The following is a 15,203-nucleotide window of genomic DNA, read 5'->3' on the forward strand; positions in this document are numbered from 1 at the left end:
CTACGCTGGATGTTGGCCGAGGGAAAGGGTTTGTTCACGCCTTGTTCGCATAGATTTTGTTATTCCGTTACGATCAATTCTAATCAAGCGACTTGGACTGAGAACGATTTCATTAACCATCTGTAAAACACCCGCCGCGATGATCAGTAAATTGCTGTGGGAGCGCGAAGGTATGACTCAGGATAATCGGGGGGCCGTAAATCACCGGCTGAAATGGATCGGTATCAGCATATTGCTGATTTCTCTGGCAATTGGATGCGGCTGGGGAATTTACAAATTGCCTGCGCCGCTGGTCGACAGGATGCTAAAGGTCGACATTCTCAAGCAAGCCGAGCTGTGGAAGCGCCGCGTCGTCTTGCATCTGGAGTACCCCGAGACCGCGCTTAAGACGGGCGTGATTGATGCGCATGACGCCGAATTTCTGGCCGCGATGCCCGAAGCTTCTGATGTTTACCGCTTCAAATTGCTCGACTCGAATGGGCGTGTCACCTGGTCGACTCGTCCGACAGAGGTAGGCAGTGTTGAAAACCGTGATTTCTTTCGCAGCGACGTTGCCAGAGGAATGGTTCACTATATTCAGGAAGTTGTTCCACTGTCCGAGATCGACGGGCTTGATCTGCATACCGACAATATCCTGAACGCAACGCAGCACCATGTTGCCGAAGTCTTTATGCCGGTGGCCAAGAATGGGCGTTTCATCGGCGCCATCGAATTCTTTACTGATATCTCCGATTTGCGCACCACGTTCATCACGCGGCTTAGGATTTCTTTGACCGTTCTGAGTGGCATAGCCCTGCTTGCGCTTGTTGCCGTGTCCTTTGCCAGCTACCGGGCGAACCGCTTGCAACTGCGGGCCCTGCAAAAACAATCCGCCAAAGAGCGTGATCTGATGGAAGATCAGCTGCGCCTGGCCCGCGAAGTACGATTGTTAGGCGAATTGAACGAGTGGTTGCAATCCAGCCGGTCCTTGGACGAGCTGTTCGATATGGTCTCGCGCTTCATGACCCATATCCTACCCGAGGCTGAGGGCAGCGTTTACGTGTATTCCAACTCGCGCGACGTCCTGGATGGCTGTGCCAGTTGGAATGGCGGGACCCATAAGGCGCACATCCATCCCGAAGGGTGTTGGGGGCTTCGGCGTGGCCGAACCTATGAATACGGCGCGTCCGAGATCGACTTTGTCTGTGAACACGCCGAACCACATGACGGACGGCCCTATTTCTGCTTTCCGATACTGGCGCATGGGGAAACGGTCGGCCTTCTGCACCTCCGCGCCCTTGAGGGGACAGATGAGGCGTTTCATACAAGTAAAAAGCTGGCACAGCTCAGCGCCGAACAGATCAGCATGGCGATTGCCAATGTACGGATGCGCGATCAGTTGCATGACCAGTCCGTCCGGGACCCGTTGACCGGGCTGTTCAACCGGCGGCATATGCTTGAAACCCTGCGCAAATCCATCAATCGCAGTCAGCAAACCGGAGCGCCGCTCAGCCTGATTGCCGTGGATGTCGATCATTTCAAGAAATTCAACGACACCCATGGGCATGATGCAGGTGACATGGTGTTGCGCGCAGTTGGCGCAGCGTTGGAACAGGGCTGCGACCGGGACGAGGTTGCCTGTCGCATTGGTGGCGAAGAATTCATGCTGATCCTGCCCGACAATACATTGGACGACGCAATCACCCGCGCCGAACAATTGCGGCAAGCGGTCGAGGCCGTCGCGGTGCGCTACGGTGAGAAATCCCTGCCCCGTATCACGATCTCGGTTGGGGTTTCGCATTATCCGGCACACGGCAGCATGCCGCAGGATCTGATGCGCGCCGCCGATGATGCGCTGTATACGGCAAAGGATAAAGGTCGCAATCAAGTTCAGGTCGCCGGCAGCGAGGATGGCACACGGCAGATTTCAAAGCTCAAAAAGCCAATAAAAGCCGTTAGCGGGCAATCAACGGCTTAAAATCCTTGCCGAATCGCACCTTAGGTCCGATCAATCCCCATGGACCTTCATAGTCGCTTTCCCGGCATCGCCGATCTGAAACACCGCGCCCAGCGCAGGATACCTCACTTTGTCTGGGAGTATCTGGACAGCGGAACCGGGGTTGAAGCCACGCTGCGCCGCAATCGCGATGGATTGGACCGCGTCGGTTTCCTGCCGTCTATCCTGCACGGACCATTGGAATTTGACACTTCGACCGAGTTCCTGGGTCAGACCTACCCATTACCGTTCGGCGTTGCCCCGATCGGTATGGCAGGCCTGATTTGGCCTGATGCCGAAGCCCATCTTGCCCGCGCTGCCGCAAGCGCCGGTCTGCCCTTTACCCTATCCAACGTTGCCTGCCAAAGCCCCGAGGACGTCGCGCCGCATCTGGGTGACAACGCGTGGTTTCAGCTTTATCCGCCAAAGGACCCGGACATTCGCAAGGACTTGCTGGATCGGGTTCGGAACGCTGGTTTTACGACGCTGGTGATGACGGCAGACGTCCCGGTTGCATCCCGGCGCGAGCGCCAAACACGCTCGGGTCTGACCAATCCACCGCGGTTGACGCCACGCCTTCTGGCCCAGATCGCGATGCGGCCGGAATGGGCGCTTGGAATAGCGCGCAGCGGGCCGCCGCGGATGCGGACACTGGACAAGTATACGGACAACTCCAGCAACCTGCCCCCGACAGCCCATGTTGGGTACCTGCTGCGGACGTCCCCGGATATGGAATATGTGCACTGGCTGCGCGATGCCTGGGATGGCCCGCTGATCGTGAAAGGCGTCCAGCGTCCTGAAGATGCCGAACCGTTGCAGCAAGCGGGAGTGGACGCTCTCTGGCTTTCGAATCACGGCGGTCGGCAATTTGATGGTGCCCCGGCCAGCATCGAAGCCCTGCCCGCCATCCGTGCGGCTACGGACTTGCCCCTGATCTTCGACAGTGGGGTCGAAGGTGGTTTGGACATATTGCGTGCTAAGGCCCTTGGCGCCGATTTCGTGATGATGGGGCGCGGCTTCATGTATGCCCTCGCCGCCCTGGGTGCCAAAGGCCCTGCCCACCTCATCGACATTTTGCGGCAGGACATGCACGCAAACATGGGCCAATTGGGCGCCGAGTCGCTGAATCACCTTCCGCCCACTACACCGCTTGTTCATGCCGCGATGCAGCGTTATTAGAAAGATAGCGCTAACAGGGGGCGTTTGCGAGCGTTAACATGCCGGTTCTACCCAGAACGACTGATATACGTACGCGTATTGTCCGCCTATCAACACGGCCAAACAAGTAGGACCGGGACCCGACATGACTGATTTCAACAAGATCCTGATCGCCAACCGCGGCGAAATTGCCATCCGCGTGATGCGCGCCGCCAATGAGATGGGCAAACGCACCGTTGCCGTCTTTGCCGAAGAGGACAAGCTGGGCTTGCATCGCTTCAAGGCGGATGAGGCCTATCGCATCGGCGAAGGCATGGGGCCTGTTGCCGCCTACCTAAGCATCGATGAGATCATCCGCGTCGCTAAAGAGTGCGGAGCAGATGCGATCCACCCCGGCTATGGCTTGCTGTCCGAGAACCCGGACTTTGTTGATGCCTGCGTTCAGAACGGCATCACCTTCATCGGTCCCAAAGCCGAAACCATGCGTGCACTGGGCGACAAGGCCAGCGCACGCCGCGTGGCCATCGCGGCAGGTGTGCCGGTGATTCCGGCGACCGAGGTGCTGGGCGATGACATGGATGCGATTCGCGCCGAAGCGAAGGAAATCGGCTATCCTCTGATGCTCAAAGCCTCCTGGGGCGGCGGTGGACGCGGCATGCGCCCGATCCTGTCAGAAGATGAACTGGAAGAGAAAGTTCTGGAAGGCCGTCGCGAAGCCGAAGCCGCGTTCGGCAATGGCGAGGGCTATCTGGAGAAAATGATTATCCGCGCCCGCCATGTCGAGGTGCAGATCTTAGGCGACAAGCATGGTGAGATCTATCACTTGTACGAACGCGACTGCTCGGTCCAGCGCCGGAACCAAAAAGTTGTCGAACGCGCCCCTGCCCCTTACTTAAACGAAGATCAACGCGCCGAGATCTGTGAGCTGGGCCGCAAAATCTGCGCGCATGTGAATTATGAATGCGCAGGCACGGTTGAATTCCTGATGGATATGGAAACCGGCAAGTTCTACTTCATCGAAGTGAATCCGCGCGTGCAAGTCGAACACACGGTTACTGAAGAAGTCACCGGTATCGACATCGTTCAGGCTCAGATCCTGATCGCCGAGGGCAAAACCCTAGCCGAAGCCACGGGTGCTGCCAGCCAGGCAGACGTGCATCTGACCGGCCACGCGTTGCAGACCCGGATCACTACCGAAGATCCGCAAAACAACTTTATCCCCGACTATGGCCGCATCACTGCGTATCGCTCGGCTACCGGCATGGGCATCCGTCTGGACGGTGGTACGGCTTATGCAGGCGGCGTGATCACGCGGTACTATGACTCGCTGCTGACCAAGGTGACCGCCAAGGCACCAACGCCCGAAGCGGCGATTGCCCGGATGGACCGCGCCCTGCGCGAGTTCCGTATTCGCGGCGTCAGCACCAATATCGACTTTGTCATCAACCTGCTGAAGCACCCGACTTTCCTGTCGAACAAGTATACGACCAAATTCATCGATACGACGCCGGACTTGTTCTCCTTTAAGCGCCGCCGCGACCGGGGCACCAAGGTTCTGACCTATATCGCCGACATCACGGTGAATGGTCACCCCGAGACCAAGGACCGCCCAGAACCACGCGCCGATCTTAAAGACGCAAAGCCTCCGGCACCGAAGTCCGAACCGCAGATGGGCGCACGCAACCTGCTGGAACAAAAAGGCCCGCAAGCCGTTGCTGATTGGATGAAGGCGCAGCGCCAGCTTCTGATCACCGACACAACCATGCGCGACGGCCACCAGTCTTTGCTGGCGACCCGGATGCGGTCGATCGACATGATCAAGGTCGCGCCAACCTATGCAGCTAACCTGCCGCAGTTGTTCTCGGTCGAATGCTGGGGCGGTGCAACTTTCGACGTGGCCTATCGGTTCCTGCAAGAATGCCCTTGGCAGCGTCTGCGCGACCTGCGCGAGGCGATGCCGAACCTGATGACCCAGATGCTGCTGCGCGGTGCAAATGGGGTTGGATATACCAACTATCCCGACAACGTGGTGCGGGAATTCGTTCGTCAGGCGTCGCAGAATATCGACGTGTTCCGTGTGTTCGACTCGTTAAACTGGGTTGAGAATATGCGCGTGGCCATGGACGCCGTGGTTGAGAACGGCAAAATCTGTGAGGGCACCGTCTGTTACACCGGTGACATTCTGGACCCGGATCGCGCCAAGTATGACCTGAAATACTATGTCGGCATGGCGAAAGAACTGCGCGATGCGGGTGCTCATATACTTGGCCTCAAGGACATGGCGGGGCTATTGAAACCAGCCTCGGCGCGCATCTTGATCCGTGCACTGAAGGAGGAGGTTGGGCTACCGATCCACTTCCACACACACGACACAGCCGGTATCGCCAGCGCGACTATTCTGGCCGCATCCGAGGCAGGTGTGGACGCTGTGGATTGCGCGATGGACAGCTTTAGTGGCAACACATCGCAGGCGACTTTGGGCACAGTGGTCGAAGCGCTGCGCCATACTGAGCGCGATACCGGTTTGGACATCAAGGCCATACGTGAAATCAGCGACTATTTCGAAGCGGTTCGCGGCCAGTACGCAGCCTTCGAATCCAGTCTGCAGGCTCCGGCTTCTGAGGTTTACTTGCACGAGATGCCCGGCGGTCAGTTCACCAACCTCAAGGCGCAGGCGCGTTCGCTGGGGCTGGAAGAACGTTGGCACGAGGTCGCTCAGATGTATGCCGACGTGAACCGGATGTTCGGCGACATCGTGAAAGTGACACCGTCATCCAAAGTGGTCGGTGACATGGCGCTGATGATGGTCAGCCAGAACATGACCCGTGAACAGGTCGAAGACCCGAATACAGATGTGGCCTTCCCCGACTCGGTGGTCGACATGATGCGCGGCAATCTGGGTCAACCTCCGGGCGGTTTCCCCGACACCATCGTCAAGAAGGTGCTCAAGGATGAAGCCCCTAACACCGATCGCCCCGGCAAAGACGTCCCAGCAGTCGACTTGGAGGCGACCCGGGCGGACTTGTCCAAACAGCTTGAGGGCAAAGAAGTCGATGATGAGGATCTGAACGGCTATCTGATGTATCCCAAGGTGTTCCTTGACTACATGGGGCGTCACCGGGCTTACGGACCTGTACGCACACTTCCCACGCGCACCTTCTTCTATGGCATGGAACCGGGCGAAGAGATCACGGCTGAGATAGACCCCGGCAAAACGCTGGAAATCCGCTGTCAGGCCATCGGTGAGACCGATGAAAAGGGCGAGGTCAAAGTGTTCTTTGAGCTCAACGGCCAACCGCGCGTGATCCGGGTTCCAAACCGTCTGGTGACCTCAACCACGCAGTCCCGTCCCAAAGCCGAGGCGGGCAACCCCAACCACATCGGCGCGCCGATGCCCGGCGTGGTGGCCACCGTTGCCGTGACCGCGGGCCAGGAGGTCAAGGAAGGCGACATGCTGCTGACCATCGAAGCGATGAAGATGGAAACCGGCATCCACGCCGAGCGCGATGCGACGGTCAAGGCCGTGCACGTTCAGCCGGGCAGCCAGATTGACGCAAAGGACCTACTGGTCGAACTGGAATAAACGACCTAACCTTTTCGGGAACAAGGGCCGTTCGGGGAACCGGGCGGCCCTTTTTTGATCCTGAAAGGAGCAGACCATGCTGTCCATCACCCCAGTCTATGCCGCATTGCTGGCACTTCTCTATGTCGCGCTCAGTGTGCGGGTCATCCTGCAGCGCCGCGGCGACAAGATTTCTTACGGCGATGGTGGCAACACCGACATGCTCAAAGTGATGCGCACGCATTCCAACTTTGCCGAATATGCACCGTTTGCCCTGTTACTAATCGCCATGGTCGAGCTGCAGGGCGCCGGTGGCTGGCTGGTCAATCTATTGGGCCTTGGCATTCTGGCCGGGCGCGTACTGCATGCCTATGGGTTCGGCCGCAAACCGCAGATTGTGATTCTGCGCCAGATCGGCATGTTGCTGACCTTTGCCGTGATTGTGGTTGCGGCGATAGCCAGCCTTTTGATGGCGCTGTGATCGGGATGGCGGGGATTACCCCGCCAAAATCCGCGTTTCGATTCGAGGGGATTTCGTAAAAATTGATTCGACATCACCCTTTCGATCCTCGCCTTTGCCAGACACCGCCGTAGCCAGCAAAATCATCGCTGCCAGGGCCGCCATCTTCAGGTCCTTAATATACGCCATTATTGTCACCTCCACCGTTCTTATTCTTGGATGCTCTGGTTCTTGAACGGTTAAGAGGCGGGCTTCCGTCGCAAAGAATTTTCCTCTTTTTTGCTTTTTCCGCTTGCAGGTATGCCTGGGAATTTATACATCCCTCCTCACTCAACGGCGCGGGCGTAGCTCAGGGGTAGAGCATAACCTTGCCAAGGTTAGGGTCGGGCGTTCGAATCGCCTCGCCCGCTCCATTGAGAGACCGAAAGGTCGAAAATATGTATCTGATGCGGGCGTAGCTCAGGGGTAGAGCATAACCTTGCCAAGGTTAGGGTCGGGCGTTCGAATCGCCTCGCCCGCTCCAGATACAAACCTCTCTGAACATGCTGGTTCTTTGTCTGGTGTTGCGGCATTCTCGAATGGCACGCAATCACGACAGAGGTCCGCCGATGCCCGAATATGTTATTCGCGCTTTGACAGAAAACGAAGTTCAAACCGCCGTCGACTGGGCCGGTCAGGAGGGGTGGAACCCGGGCCTGCACGATGCGGTTTGTTTCCGCAGTTCGGACCCAGAAGGATTCAAGGGTGGATTTCTGGATGGGCAGATGATCGCCTCTGCGTCCGCTGTGAATTACGACGATAACTACTCGTTTTTAGGCTTCTATATCGTGCAACCCGAGTATCGCGGATCGGGATATGGGTTACAGGTTGCCGAGGCGGTCAAGGCGCATTGCCAGCACCGGAACATGGGCATGGATGGCGTTGTCGAACAGCAAGACAATTATCGCAAATTCGGGTTCGAGCTGGCCTATGACAATTATCGTTTTTCGGGCACGGTCGGTGAGATTCTAAACCAATTGGGCCGGTCCCTTCACGATCAGATCACACCCCTACGCGCCCTGACGGATCAACTGAAAACGTATGACCGGGGCTTGTTCCCTGCCCCGCGCGACACGTTTCTTCACGCTTGGTTCGGCGCGCCCAGCCACGTCTCTCACGTCTTCGAAGAAGATGGTCAGATCAAGGGCTATGCAACCCTGCGGCGGTGTTTGAGCGGGTACAAGGTGGGCCCCCTGTTTGCGAACAATCCCGAGATCGCAGAGGCCCTTTTGGTGTCGCTGCTGGCGACACTTCCCGCCGATCAGATGGATGCAGAGGTCTTCATCGACATGCCCAACCCCAACGCGCATGCTATGGCAATGGCGCAACAGTTGGGTTTGACCAAAGTGTTTGAAACTGGCCGCATGTATTCCAGCCACGCACCGGACATTGATCTGGACCGGATTTACGGCATCACTACATTCGAATTGGGGTAATTTCATCCCACACTCGACATTCCAAAAGCGCAATTGCAAAAAGGAAATCTACTGAATGCCCAGCGATACCCAAAAGCGATTGCTGCTTGAGATGTTTGAGAATCTGCCGGGCGTGGTTTTCATGCTTTTGTTTCGGGCCACGGATGATATGCGATTGGCTGGGTGGGTCGGCACGGTTCTGGCTGCCTCAGTTTGTGTTACCTATGTCAGGAAAACACTGCCTCCACAGCCAATTTTACTTGGCATCAATCTCTTTATGGTGGCGATCACGCCACTGATCGAATGCCTGATTTTGCTTGGCTATCGCGACACGGCGACGATTTTGACCGGGAACATCGCGACCCTCGTTCTTATGAGCGTGTTTTTGACGGGTGTCATTTTGACGGTTCTTAGAACGAACGGTTTTCTGAACTATCAGACCAACGGCGCGAAACAGAGAAACACACACTCTGCCGTTTTGCTGATTGTCTGCACAATCGGTCTGGTTTGGTCGCAAGTGGCCGGAGACAACTATCTGGTCACGCTTGGTGTTCCGCTGATGGTATTGTTCGGTGTACATCAGTTGCTCCGGGCAGGAACAACTGATCAGCAGGCGCGTAACGGCGCGATTTTGGCATGTGCCGCGCCGCAAGGTTCGGTGTCCGACGTTTCGGCCTGACTCAGAACGCCTTGAAGGTCATAGTGGTCAGCGATCGCTCGATATTCGGGATCACAAGCAGGTTTTCATTGATGAAATGACCGACATCGTCGGGTTCGGGAATGTAGAGCTTGAGCAGCAGGTCATATTCGCCGCTGGTCGAGTAAAGCTCGGAGTGAAGCTCGCGCAGCGCGATCTCTTCGGCGACTTTGTAGGTGGTGCCGGGTGTGCAGCGGATTTGAATGAAAACGCAGGTGGACATGATTTGGACCTGTTGGTTGAGTTTCCGGCAGGCTGGCATGGCACGTCACCGGGCGCAATCCCCTGCAACAGATTGCAGTGAAAGCAACGCTTGGTCTGGATAAGCCGACCAATCCCCGTCTATAAGCGCGCCTGTAGCAAAAGGAATTCGCCCATGCGCAGCGCAAAGATCAGCCGTCAAACCGCCGAGACCGAGATTTCGGTCGAGGTCAATCTTGACGGCACCGGCACCTATGACAATCAGACCGGCGTCGGGTTCTTCGATCACATGCTGGACCAACTTGCGCGCCATTCGCTGATCGACATGACGATCAGCGCCAAGGGCGATTATCATATCGACGACCACCACACTGTCGAAGATACCGGTATTGCACTGGGCCAGGCGTTGACGCAGGCCTTGGGCGACAAGAAAGGCATCCGTCGCTATGGCGAGTGCCACTTGCCCATGGATGACGCGCAAGTACGCTGCGCGCTGGATTTATCGGGCCGTCCGTTCCTGATCTGGAACGTGGACCTTCCGACCCCAAAGATCGGCAATTTCGACACCGAACTGGTGCGCGAGTTCTTTCAGGCACTCAGCACCCATGGCGGCATCACCTTGCACATTGACCAAGTGCACGGATTCAACAGCCACCACATTGCCGAGGCTGCCTTCAAGGCCGTCGCGCGCGCATTGCGTCTGGCCGTTGAGACAGACCCGCGCAAAGCTGATGCGATTCCGTCGACCAAGGGCGCGCTGTAAATGCTAACCGCCATTATCGACTACGAAAGCGGCAACCTGCATTCGGCCGAAAAGGCGTTTCAGCGCATGGCGCGCGAGATGGACGCGGGTGAGGTTGTCGTGACCTCAGACGCCGACGTCGTTGCGCGGGCCGACCGACTGGTTTTGCCCGGTGACGGCGCTTTTCCTGCCTGCGCGGCTGAGCTGCGCGGCCACAAAGGCATCTACGACGCGATGGTCGAGGCAGTCGAGCAGAAAGGTCGCCCATTTCTGGGCATCTGCGTCGGCATGCAACTGATGGCCTCTAAAGGCCATGAATACTCCGAGACCGACGGTCTGGGCTGGGTTGCAGGCGATGTGGTGCGGATCGAACCATCGGACAGCGCGCTGAAAGTGCCCCATATGGGCTGGAACGATCTGGTTTTGGAAAGCGACCACCCGGTCTTTGCTGGAGTGCAGTCAGGCGATCACGCCTATTTCGTGCACTCCTACCATTTCCGGGTCACCGATCCGGCGCAGCGTTTGGCTTATGTGGAATATGGGCAGGAGGTCACGGCCGTGATCGGCCGCGACACAATGGTTGGGATGCAGTTTCACCCTGAGAAAAGTCAGGATGTTGGCCTGCGGATGATCGGGAACTTCCTGACCTGGACGCCCTGAGCGGTTACTGAACCCGCGTCCAGTCCTGCCCGCGACACACGAGACCGCCTACAGCACAGCCTTTGACGGTCAGCTTGTTCTGGCTGTCCAGCGTCATTTTCGAGCTGTAGGTCTTGTCCCGGTCCGGGGCCCAGATCTTGCCGCCGCTATAGCTGCCGCCGCCATCGGGCACCATATCCCAGATGATCTGCTTGCCGAGGTTTTCATACTCCAGCTGCTCATTGCCGTCTTTGTCAAAGGCGGTGTCGATGGTGCCACAAATCGCGCTGCCGCATTCCGAAATCGAAACGTGTAGATACCCTCCGGTATCCCCGGGCTGAGTCTTCCAAAGCCCGTCAACCGGATCGGCTGCAAAAGCAGCGCTGGCCAATACCGCAAACCCGGCTGCAAGTGTGAATGTCTTCATGATTTCCTCCCTTAATTCCGCTCAGTCTGGCCCGGCTGGGCAATTCCAGCAAGATTGACTTGGCGTCGCGTTGCATCCCCTGCCCTGCATGTGCGATATCCCGCGCGAACAGTTCAGATATAGGGCCGCCTGACATGATCCTCTACCCCGCCATCGACCTCAAAGACGGACAGGCCGTACGCCTGCTGCGTGGTGAAATGGATAAGGCAACCGTGTTCAACGACGACCCTGCAGCGCAGGCACGGGCTTTTGTGGAGGCAGGCTGTGAATGGCTGCACCTCGTCGATCTGAACGGCGCTTTCGCGGGTGAACCGGTCAACGCCGCCCCGGTTGAAGCGATCCTGAGAGAATGCAACGTGCCCGCGCAGTTGGGCGGTGGCATTCGCGACATGTCCACGATCGAGACATGGATCGACAAAGGTCTGGCGCGCGTGATTCTGGGCACCGTGGCGGTCGAAAACCCCGATCTGGTGCGTGAAGCTGCCAAGGAGTTTCCGGGCAAAGTTGCTGTCGGCATCGATGCGCGCGACGGCATGGTGGCCACTAAGGGCTGGGCCGAAGAGACCAACGTGAAGATCACCGATCTGGCCCGCAGTTTCGAGGACGCAGGCGTTGCGGCCATCATCTATACAGACATTAATCGCGACGGGGCGATGCAGGGGCCGAACATCCGGGCTACGGCAGATTTGGCCCGCGCGGTTTCAATCCCGGTCATCGCCTCGGGTGGGGTCAGTTCGCTGGATGATCTGATCGCCCTGCGTGATTGCGGCGTGGCATTGGACGGCGCGATCTCGGGCCGGGCGCTTTACGATGGCGCGATTGACCTTTCCGAGGCCATTCGCGCCTTAAGCTGATCACTCGGCCGCAACCGAAGTCAGCTTGGCAAGCGCACCGCGCATCTTTTCGATGACAGGTGATTTCTCGACTTCGTCTAGCTCATCCATCGTCTCTTTCGGGTCCTCATAGGCCAGCCAGACCTGCCCGGTCTCGTCTTCGTATGCCTGCACTTTGAGCGGCAGGAAAAGCCCGGCACGTGGATCAATCTGCATCGCGGGTGTACCCAGTGCCGGGTTGCCAAAGATCAGAACCTGATTGGCGGGAATGGTTAAGCCAACCTTTTCCGCACCCGCTGCGTGATCGACGCGGGCAAAGACGGTCGCGCCCGCGTTACCAACGGCAGCTTCCAGGGCGTCCATCGCCTCTTGCACCGATTTGTTCGAATTTACCTTGATGATGTCGTCAGCCATGGCAGACATCGCCCCTCCAAAAGTCAAAATTGTTGCCAGTATCAGATTTCGCATATCGGGTTTCCTTTTGTAAATTTCATCCAAATTGTCTCAGCTTTTCGCGAACTTGCAATCACATCTCCAGCATCGGCGAAGCCTTGCCGCGCCCCCGAATCTCACAGCTTAGCAACCTGCGCAGACCGTCCCGCATTTGAGAACAATAGCCCATTCTGACAGATATTTTACCAAGCTTGGCCCAAACTTGGTCTTATTTCGCCTGTAGCAGTTTGAAAAATAACTCGAGCAGGGTTTGCCACCGTGAGTATTACGAGCACAGAATATTCGAACAATTCTTGGTTCAGAATTGCGATCATATTCAGTTTTTGCGTCACAATTTTTGTCAGCGCATCTCTTCTGTTTTTTGTCCAGCCCCTGTTTGCCAAGCTGGTCCTACCGCAAATCGGTGGCGCTCCTGCGGTTTGGACGACCGCGATGCTGTTCTTCCAGATGGTTTTAATCTTGGGCTACATTTACGCCCATGTGCTGACGAAATGGATACCTCTGCGCTGGCAGCTTGTTACTCACCTGGTACTTTGGACGGCTGCGCTGACGTATCTGCCCCTCTCAATAAACGAGGGCTGGAGCTATGACGCATCCAGCTCGACCGCACTGCAAACCCTTAAGTTGTTTGCCCTGGGTGTCGGCCTGCCATTTGCCGTTCTTTCTGCGAATGCGCCATTGCTTCAGGCGTGGTACTCACGGTCCGGCGGGCCTTCGGCAGACGACCCCTATTTCCTGTACAGCGCCAGTAATGTGGGATCACTGCTGGCTCTTTTGGCTTTTCCTTTGCTGGCAGACCCTCTTCTGGGTGCCAGTGCGACCAGCAAAATTTGGTCCGTCGGTTTTGTCATTTTCGGTGGGTTGATGGCGGTAAGTGGCCTTATTGCGCTACGCGGGTCGAGCAGCGACCTTGCGCCGATCGCAGCTGATGTCGCGAAGAGCACCCCAAAGATGAAGCAGATTGCAACCTGGATTGTGATCGCTTTCGTACCCTCATCCCTGATGCTTTCCTTTACCACGAAAGCCAGTACGGATCTGGGTTCAATCCCGCTTATCTGGGTTGTGCCCCTTGCGACCTACCTTCTTTCCTTCATATTCGCCTTTGCGAAACTGAATTGGCTTAGTGTCAAATCCTTACACATCCCGATGATTTTGGCGCTGGCGATTGGTGTCGTCCTACTTTCCAACCTGATCGACCATCACACAAACCCCATCGTCTTTTTGTTGTACGTTCCCATTCTATTTGTAATCGCCTTGTATGCACATAGGTTGCTTTATGAAATGAGACCGCCGGCAGAGCAATTGACAGTGTTCTACATCGCACTGTCGATAGGCGGTGCTTTTGGCGGATTGTTCAATTCCATCATTGCACCTTTTGCATTTGCCCTAGAAGTCGAGGCGCAAATGACGCTTATTTTGGCTGGCGGGTTGCTCTTGATCGGGAAAGGCGCAGTTACGCCCAGGAATCTGGCATTTGGCCTGATTATCAGCTACCCGATCCTTTTGTGCTTCGGCATGATCGATGGAATAAACCCTCTTGGAGATGGAGCCTTGCGCGCGGTTGTCGCAACCGCGATCCTGTTGGGTGCACTGATCCTGTTCCGTAATCAACCTGCGCGTATCATAGCGATTATCGCGGCACTTATGCTGCCGGTACTTTGGCCACAAAAGGACTCGTTGCTTCAAGATCGAAGCTTCTTTGGAACGCACAGGGTTTTCTCAATTGCGGGCCTCAGAATGTATCAAAACGGGACCACACTGCACGGTTTGCAGTTGGAATCAGAAATTGGTCAAAAACCTACGCCGAAGTCTTACTACTATCCCAAAGGGCCAATGGCTCAGGTCATAACATCTGAATTCGGACGAGAAGCCGACAGCATCGGTATTGTCGGCCTCGGAGTTGGTGCTCTGTCCTGCTACAAGCTTCCATCTCAGAAATGGGCATTCTTTGAAATCGACGCCATGGTTGACCAAGTGGCGCGCAACCCATCCCTTTTCACCTACATCTCGGAATGCGCACCAGATTCGCCAACACACCTTGGTGACGCACGCATTGTCCTGGCGCACACAGATTATTCCTTCGATATTCTCGTCCTGGACGCATACAGCTCTGATGCTATTCCTGTGCATCTGATCACTGAAGAAGCGGTGCGGATGTATACAGAGCGACTGGCTGATGACGGAATATTGGTCTTTCACATCAGCAACCGGTACTACGATCTGGTCGACCCGCTTTCGCGTATTGCAGACAAACTTGGGTTCCACGCGGCCAAACAGTTCCATCGGGTTGAGCCGGGCGCAAACGAACTAGGCGCATCGGATTCCCAAGTGGTGATTGTCAGCCCAGATCAGAGAAGAGTCGACGGTTTTGTCCAAAATGGAAAATGGCAGTCCGTGGTTTCTGATGGGGGTGAGCCGTGGACGGACGATAAGGCAAACTTGCTGTCCGCGCTCATATTGCTCAAAGACAAGTAGCAAACGCACTAATGTGAGACAGCGTTTTCTCCCAACCGGCGGAAATTTCGCTTTTAAGGTTCAAATGACCCCGCCGTTTTCCTCAAGGTGCCTTTACGGCACTGGAAAAGGCGGGGTTTTGCCGATA

At 56.5% G+C, this 15,203-nt stretch carries 14 protein-coding genes and 2 tRNA genes; 12 read left to right on the forward strand and 4 right to left on the reverse strand.

From position 1 onward, the window contains the following. The first annotated feature begins 172 nt into the window (after window positions 1–172). The 4 genes from AC2FJC_RS00795 (at window position 173) to AC2FJC_RS00810 (ending at window position 7,176) form a co-directional block, all read left to right on the forward strand. Window positions 173–1,957 carry a sensor domain-containing diguanylate cyclase gene (locus AC2FJC_RS00795; RefSeq protein WP_496738047.1) on the forward strand — a complete coding sequence of 595 codons (1,785 nt, stop codon included), beginning with the start codon at window positions 173–175 and terminating at the stop codon, window positions 1,955–1,957. 39 nt (window positions 1,958–1,996) lie between these two features. Continuing rightward, the gene (locus AC2FJC_RS00800) at window positions 1,997–3,154 is read left to right on the forward strand and encodes an alpha-hydroxy acid oxidase (RefSeq protein WP_496738048.1); all 1,158 of its coding nucleotides are present in this window, start codon (window positions 1,997–1,999) and stop codon (window positions 3,152–3,154) included. A gap of 124 nt (window positions 3,155–3,278) precedes the next feature. Beyond that, window positions 3,279–6,716, forward strand: a complete 3,438-nt coding sequence (locus AC2FJC_RS00805) for a pyruvate carboxylase (RefSeq protein WP_496738049.1) — start codon at window positions 3,279–3,281, stop codon at window positions 6,714–6,716. A gap of 76 nt (window positions 6,717–6,792) precedes the next feature. Next, window positions 6,793–7,176, forward strand: coding sequence for an MAPEG family protein (locus AC2FJC_RS00810; protein WP_496724367.1), 384 nt, complete (start codon window positions 6,793–6,795; stop codon window positions 7,174–7,176). Between the two features lie 15 nt (window positions 7,177–7,191). Here AC2FJC_RS00810 and AC2FJC_RS00815 read toward each other — a convergent pair whose 3' ends face one another. Next, window positions 7,192–7,344 (reverse strand): hypothetical protein, encoded by a 153-nt coding sequence (locus tag AC2FJC_RS00815; RefSeq protein ID WP_496738050.1) that lies wholly within the window; start codon window positions 7,342–7,344, stop codon window positions 7,192–7,194. 149 nt (window positions 7,345–7,493) lie between these two features. Between AC2FJC_RS00815 and AC2FJC_RS00820 the strand changes: the two genes are divergently transcribed. The 4 genes from AC2FJC_RS00820 (at window position 7,494) to AC2FJC_RS00835 (ending at window position 9,288) form a co-directional block, all read left to right on the forward strand. Continuing rightward, window positions 7,494–7,568, forward strand: a tRNA-Gly gene (locus tag AC2FJC_RS00820). Between the two features lie 35 nt (window positions 7,569–7,603). Further along, a tRNA-Gly gene (locus tag AC2FJC_RS00825) sits at window positions 7,604–7,678 on the forward strand. An 85-nt stretch (window positions 7,679–7,763) separates the two neighbouring features. Next, window positions 7,764–8,630 (forward strand): GNAT family N-acetyltransferase, encoded by an 867-nt coding sequence (locus AC2FJC_RS00830; RefSeq protein ID WP_496738051.1) that lies wholly within the window; start codon window positions 7,764–7,766, stop codon window positions 8,628–8,630. Between the two features lie 55 nt (window positions 8,631–8,685). After that, a complete protein-coding gene (locus AC2FJC_RS00835; protein WP_496738052.1) occupies window positions 8,686–9,288 on the forward strand; it encodes a hypothetical protein in 603 nt (200 codons plus the stop codon). Window position 9,289: 1 nt separating this feature from the next. Here the strand turns inward: AC2FJC_RS00835 and AC2FJC_RS00840 are convergent, their stop codons facing one another. Further along, window positions 9,290–9,529, reverse strand: a complete 240-nt coding sequence (locus AC2FJC_RS00840; protein WP_496738053.1) for an Lrp/AsnC ligand binding domain-containing protein — start codon at window positions 9,527–9,529, stop codon at window positions 9,290–9,292. A gap of 153 nt (window positions 9,530–9,682) precedes the next feature. On the opposite strand from AC2FJC_RS00840, the gene hisB reads away from it, so the two are divergent. Continuing rightward, a complete protein-coding gene (hisB, locus tag AC2FJC_RS00845) occupies window positions 9,683–10,270 on the forward strand; it encodes an imidazoleglycerol-phosphate dehydratase HisB (RefSeq protein ID WP_496738054.1) in 588 nt (195 codons plus the stop codon). Further along, window positions 10,271–10,909, forward strand: a complete 639-nt coding sequence (gene hisH / locus AC2FJC_RS00850; protein ID WP_496738055.1) for an imidazole glycerol phosphate synthase subunit HisH — start codon at window positions 10,271–10,273, stop codon at window positions 10,907–10,909. A gap of 4 nt (window positions 10,910–10,913) precedes the next feature. On the opposite strand, the gene AC2FJC_RS00855 is transcribed toward hisH, so the two are convergent. After that, window positions 10,914–11,315: a DUF2147 domain-containing protein gene (locus AC2FJC_RS00855; RefSeq protein WP_496720577.1), complete on the reverse strand. Its 402-nt coding sequence runs from the start codon at window positions 11,313–11,315 to the stop codon at window positions 10,914–10,916. Window positions 11,316–11,449: 134 nt separating this feature from the next. On the opposite strand from AC2FJC_RS00855, the gene hisA reads away from it, so the two are divergent. Continuing rightward, window positions 11,450–12,169: a 1-(5-phosphoribosyl)-5-[(5-phosphoribosylamino)methylideneamino]imidazole-4-carboxamide isomerase gene (gene hisA / locus AC2FJC_RS00860; RefSeq protein WP_496724355.1), complete on the forward strand. Its 720-nt coding sequence runs from the start codon at window positions 11,450–11,452 to the stop codon at window positions 12,167–12,169. Here hisA and AC2FJC_RS00865 read toward each other — a convergent pair whose 3' ends face one another. Beyond that, window positions 12,170–12,616 (reverse strand): DUF302 domain-containing protein, encoded by a 447-nt coding sequence (locus tag AC2FJC_RS00865; protein ID WP_496724353.1) that lies wholly within the window; start codon window positions 12,614–12,616, stop codon window positions 12,170–12,172. A 243-nt stretch (window positions 12,617–12,859) separates the two neighbouring features. On the opposite strand from AC2FJC_RS00865, the gene AC2FJC_RS00870 reads away from it, so the two are divergent. Continuing rightward, window positions 12,860–15,076: a spermidine synthase gene (locus tag AC2FJC_RS00870; RefSeq protein WP_496738056.1), complete on the forward strand. Its 2,217-nt coding sequence runs from the start codon at window positions 12,860–12,862 to the stop codon at window positions 15,074–15,076. The last annotated feature ends 127 nt before the right edge of the window (window positions 15,077–15,203 follow it).

This window comes from Ruegeria sp. CDSB117 (genome assembly GCF_059611005.1).

Excerpts from the sequence above, each read along its gene's own strand:
- AC2FJC_RS00800 (WP_496738048.1), top strand. The coding sequence starts at position 1,997 with ATGGACCTTCATAGTCGCTTTCCCGGCATCGCCGATCTGAAACACCGC.
- AC2FJC_RS00830 (WP_496738051.1), top strand. The coding sequence starts at position 7,764 with ATGCCCGAATATGTTATTCGCGCTTTGACAGAAAACGAAGTTCAAACC.
- AC2FJC_RS00835 (WP_496738052.1), top strand. The coding sequence starts at position 8,686 with ATGCCCAGCGATACCCAAAAGCGATTGCTGCTTGAGATGTTTGAGAAT.
- AC2FJC_RS00810 (WP_496724367.1), top strand. The coding sequence starts at position 6,793 with ATGCTGTCCATCACCCCAGTCTATGCCGCATTGCTGGCACTTCTCTAT.
- hisB (WP_496738054.1), top strand. The coding sequence starts at position 9,683 with ATGCGCAGCGCAAAGATCAGCCGTCAAACCGCCGAGACCGAGATTTCG.
- AC2FJC_RS00840 (WP_496738053.1), bottom strand. The coding sequence starts at position 9,529 with ATGTCCACCTGCGTTTTCATTCAAATCCGCTGCACACCCGGCACCACC.
- AC2FJC_RS00855 (WP_496720577.1), bottom strand. The coding sequence starts at position 11,315 with ATGAAGACATTCACACTTGCAGCCGGGTTTGCGGTATTGGCCAGCGCT.
- AC2FJC_RS00865 (WP_496724353.1), bottom strand. The coding sequence starts at position 12,616 with ATGCGAAATCTGATACTGGCAACAATTTTGACTTTTGGAGGGGCGATG.
- AC2FJC_RS00795 (WP_496738047.1), top strand. The coding sequence starts at position 173 with ATGACTCAGGATAATCGGGGGGCCGTAAATCACCGGCTGAAATGGATC.
- AC2FJC_RS00815 (WP_496738050.1), bottom strand. The coding sequence starts at position 7,344 with ATGGCGTATATTAAGGACCTGAAGATGGCGGCCCTGGCAGCGATGATT.
- AC2FJC_RS00805 (WP_496738049.1), top strand. The coding sequence starts at position 3,279 with ATGACTGATTTCAACAAGATCCTGATCGCCAACCGCGGCGAAATTGCC.
- hisH (WP_496738055.1), top strand. The coding sequence starts at position 10,271 with ATGCTAACCGCCATTATCGACTACGAAAGCGGCAACCTGCATTCGGCC.
- hisA (WP_496724355.1), top strand. The coding sequence starts at position 11,450 with ATGATCCTCTACCCCGCCATCGACCTCAAAGACGGACAGGCCGTACGC.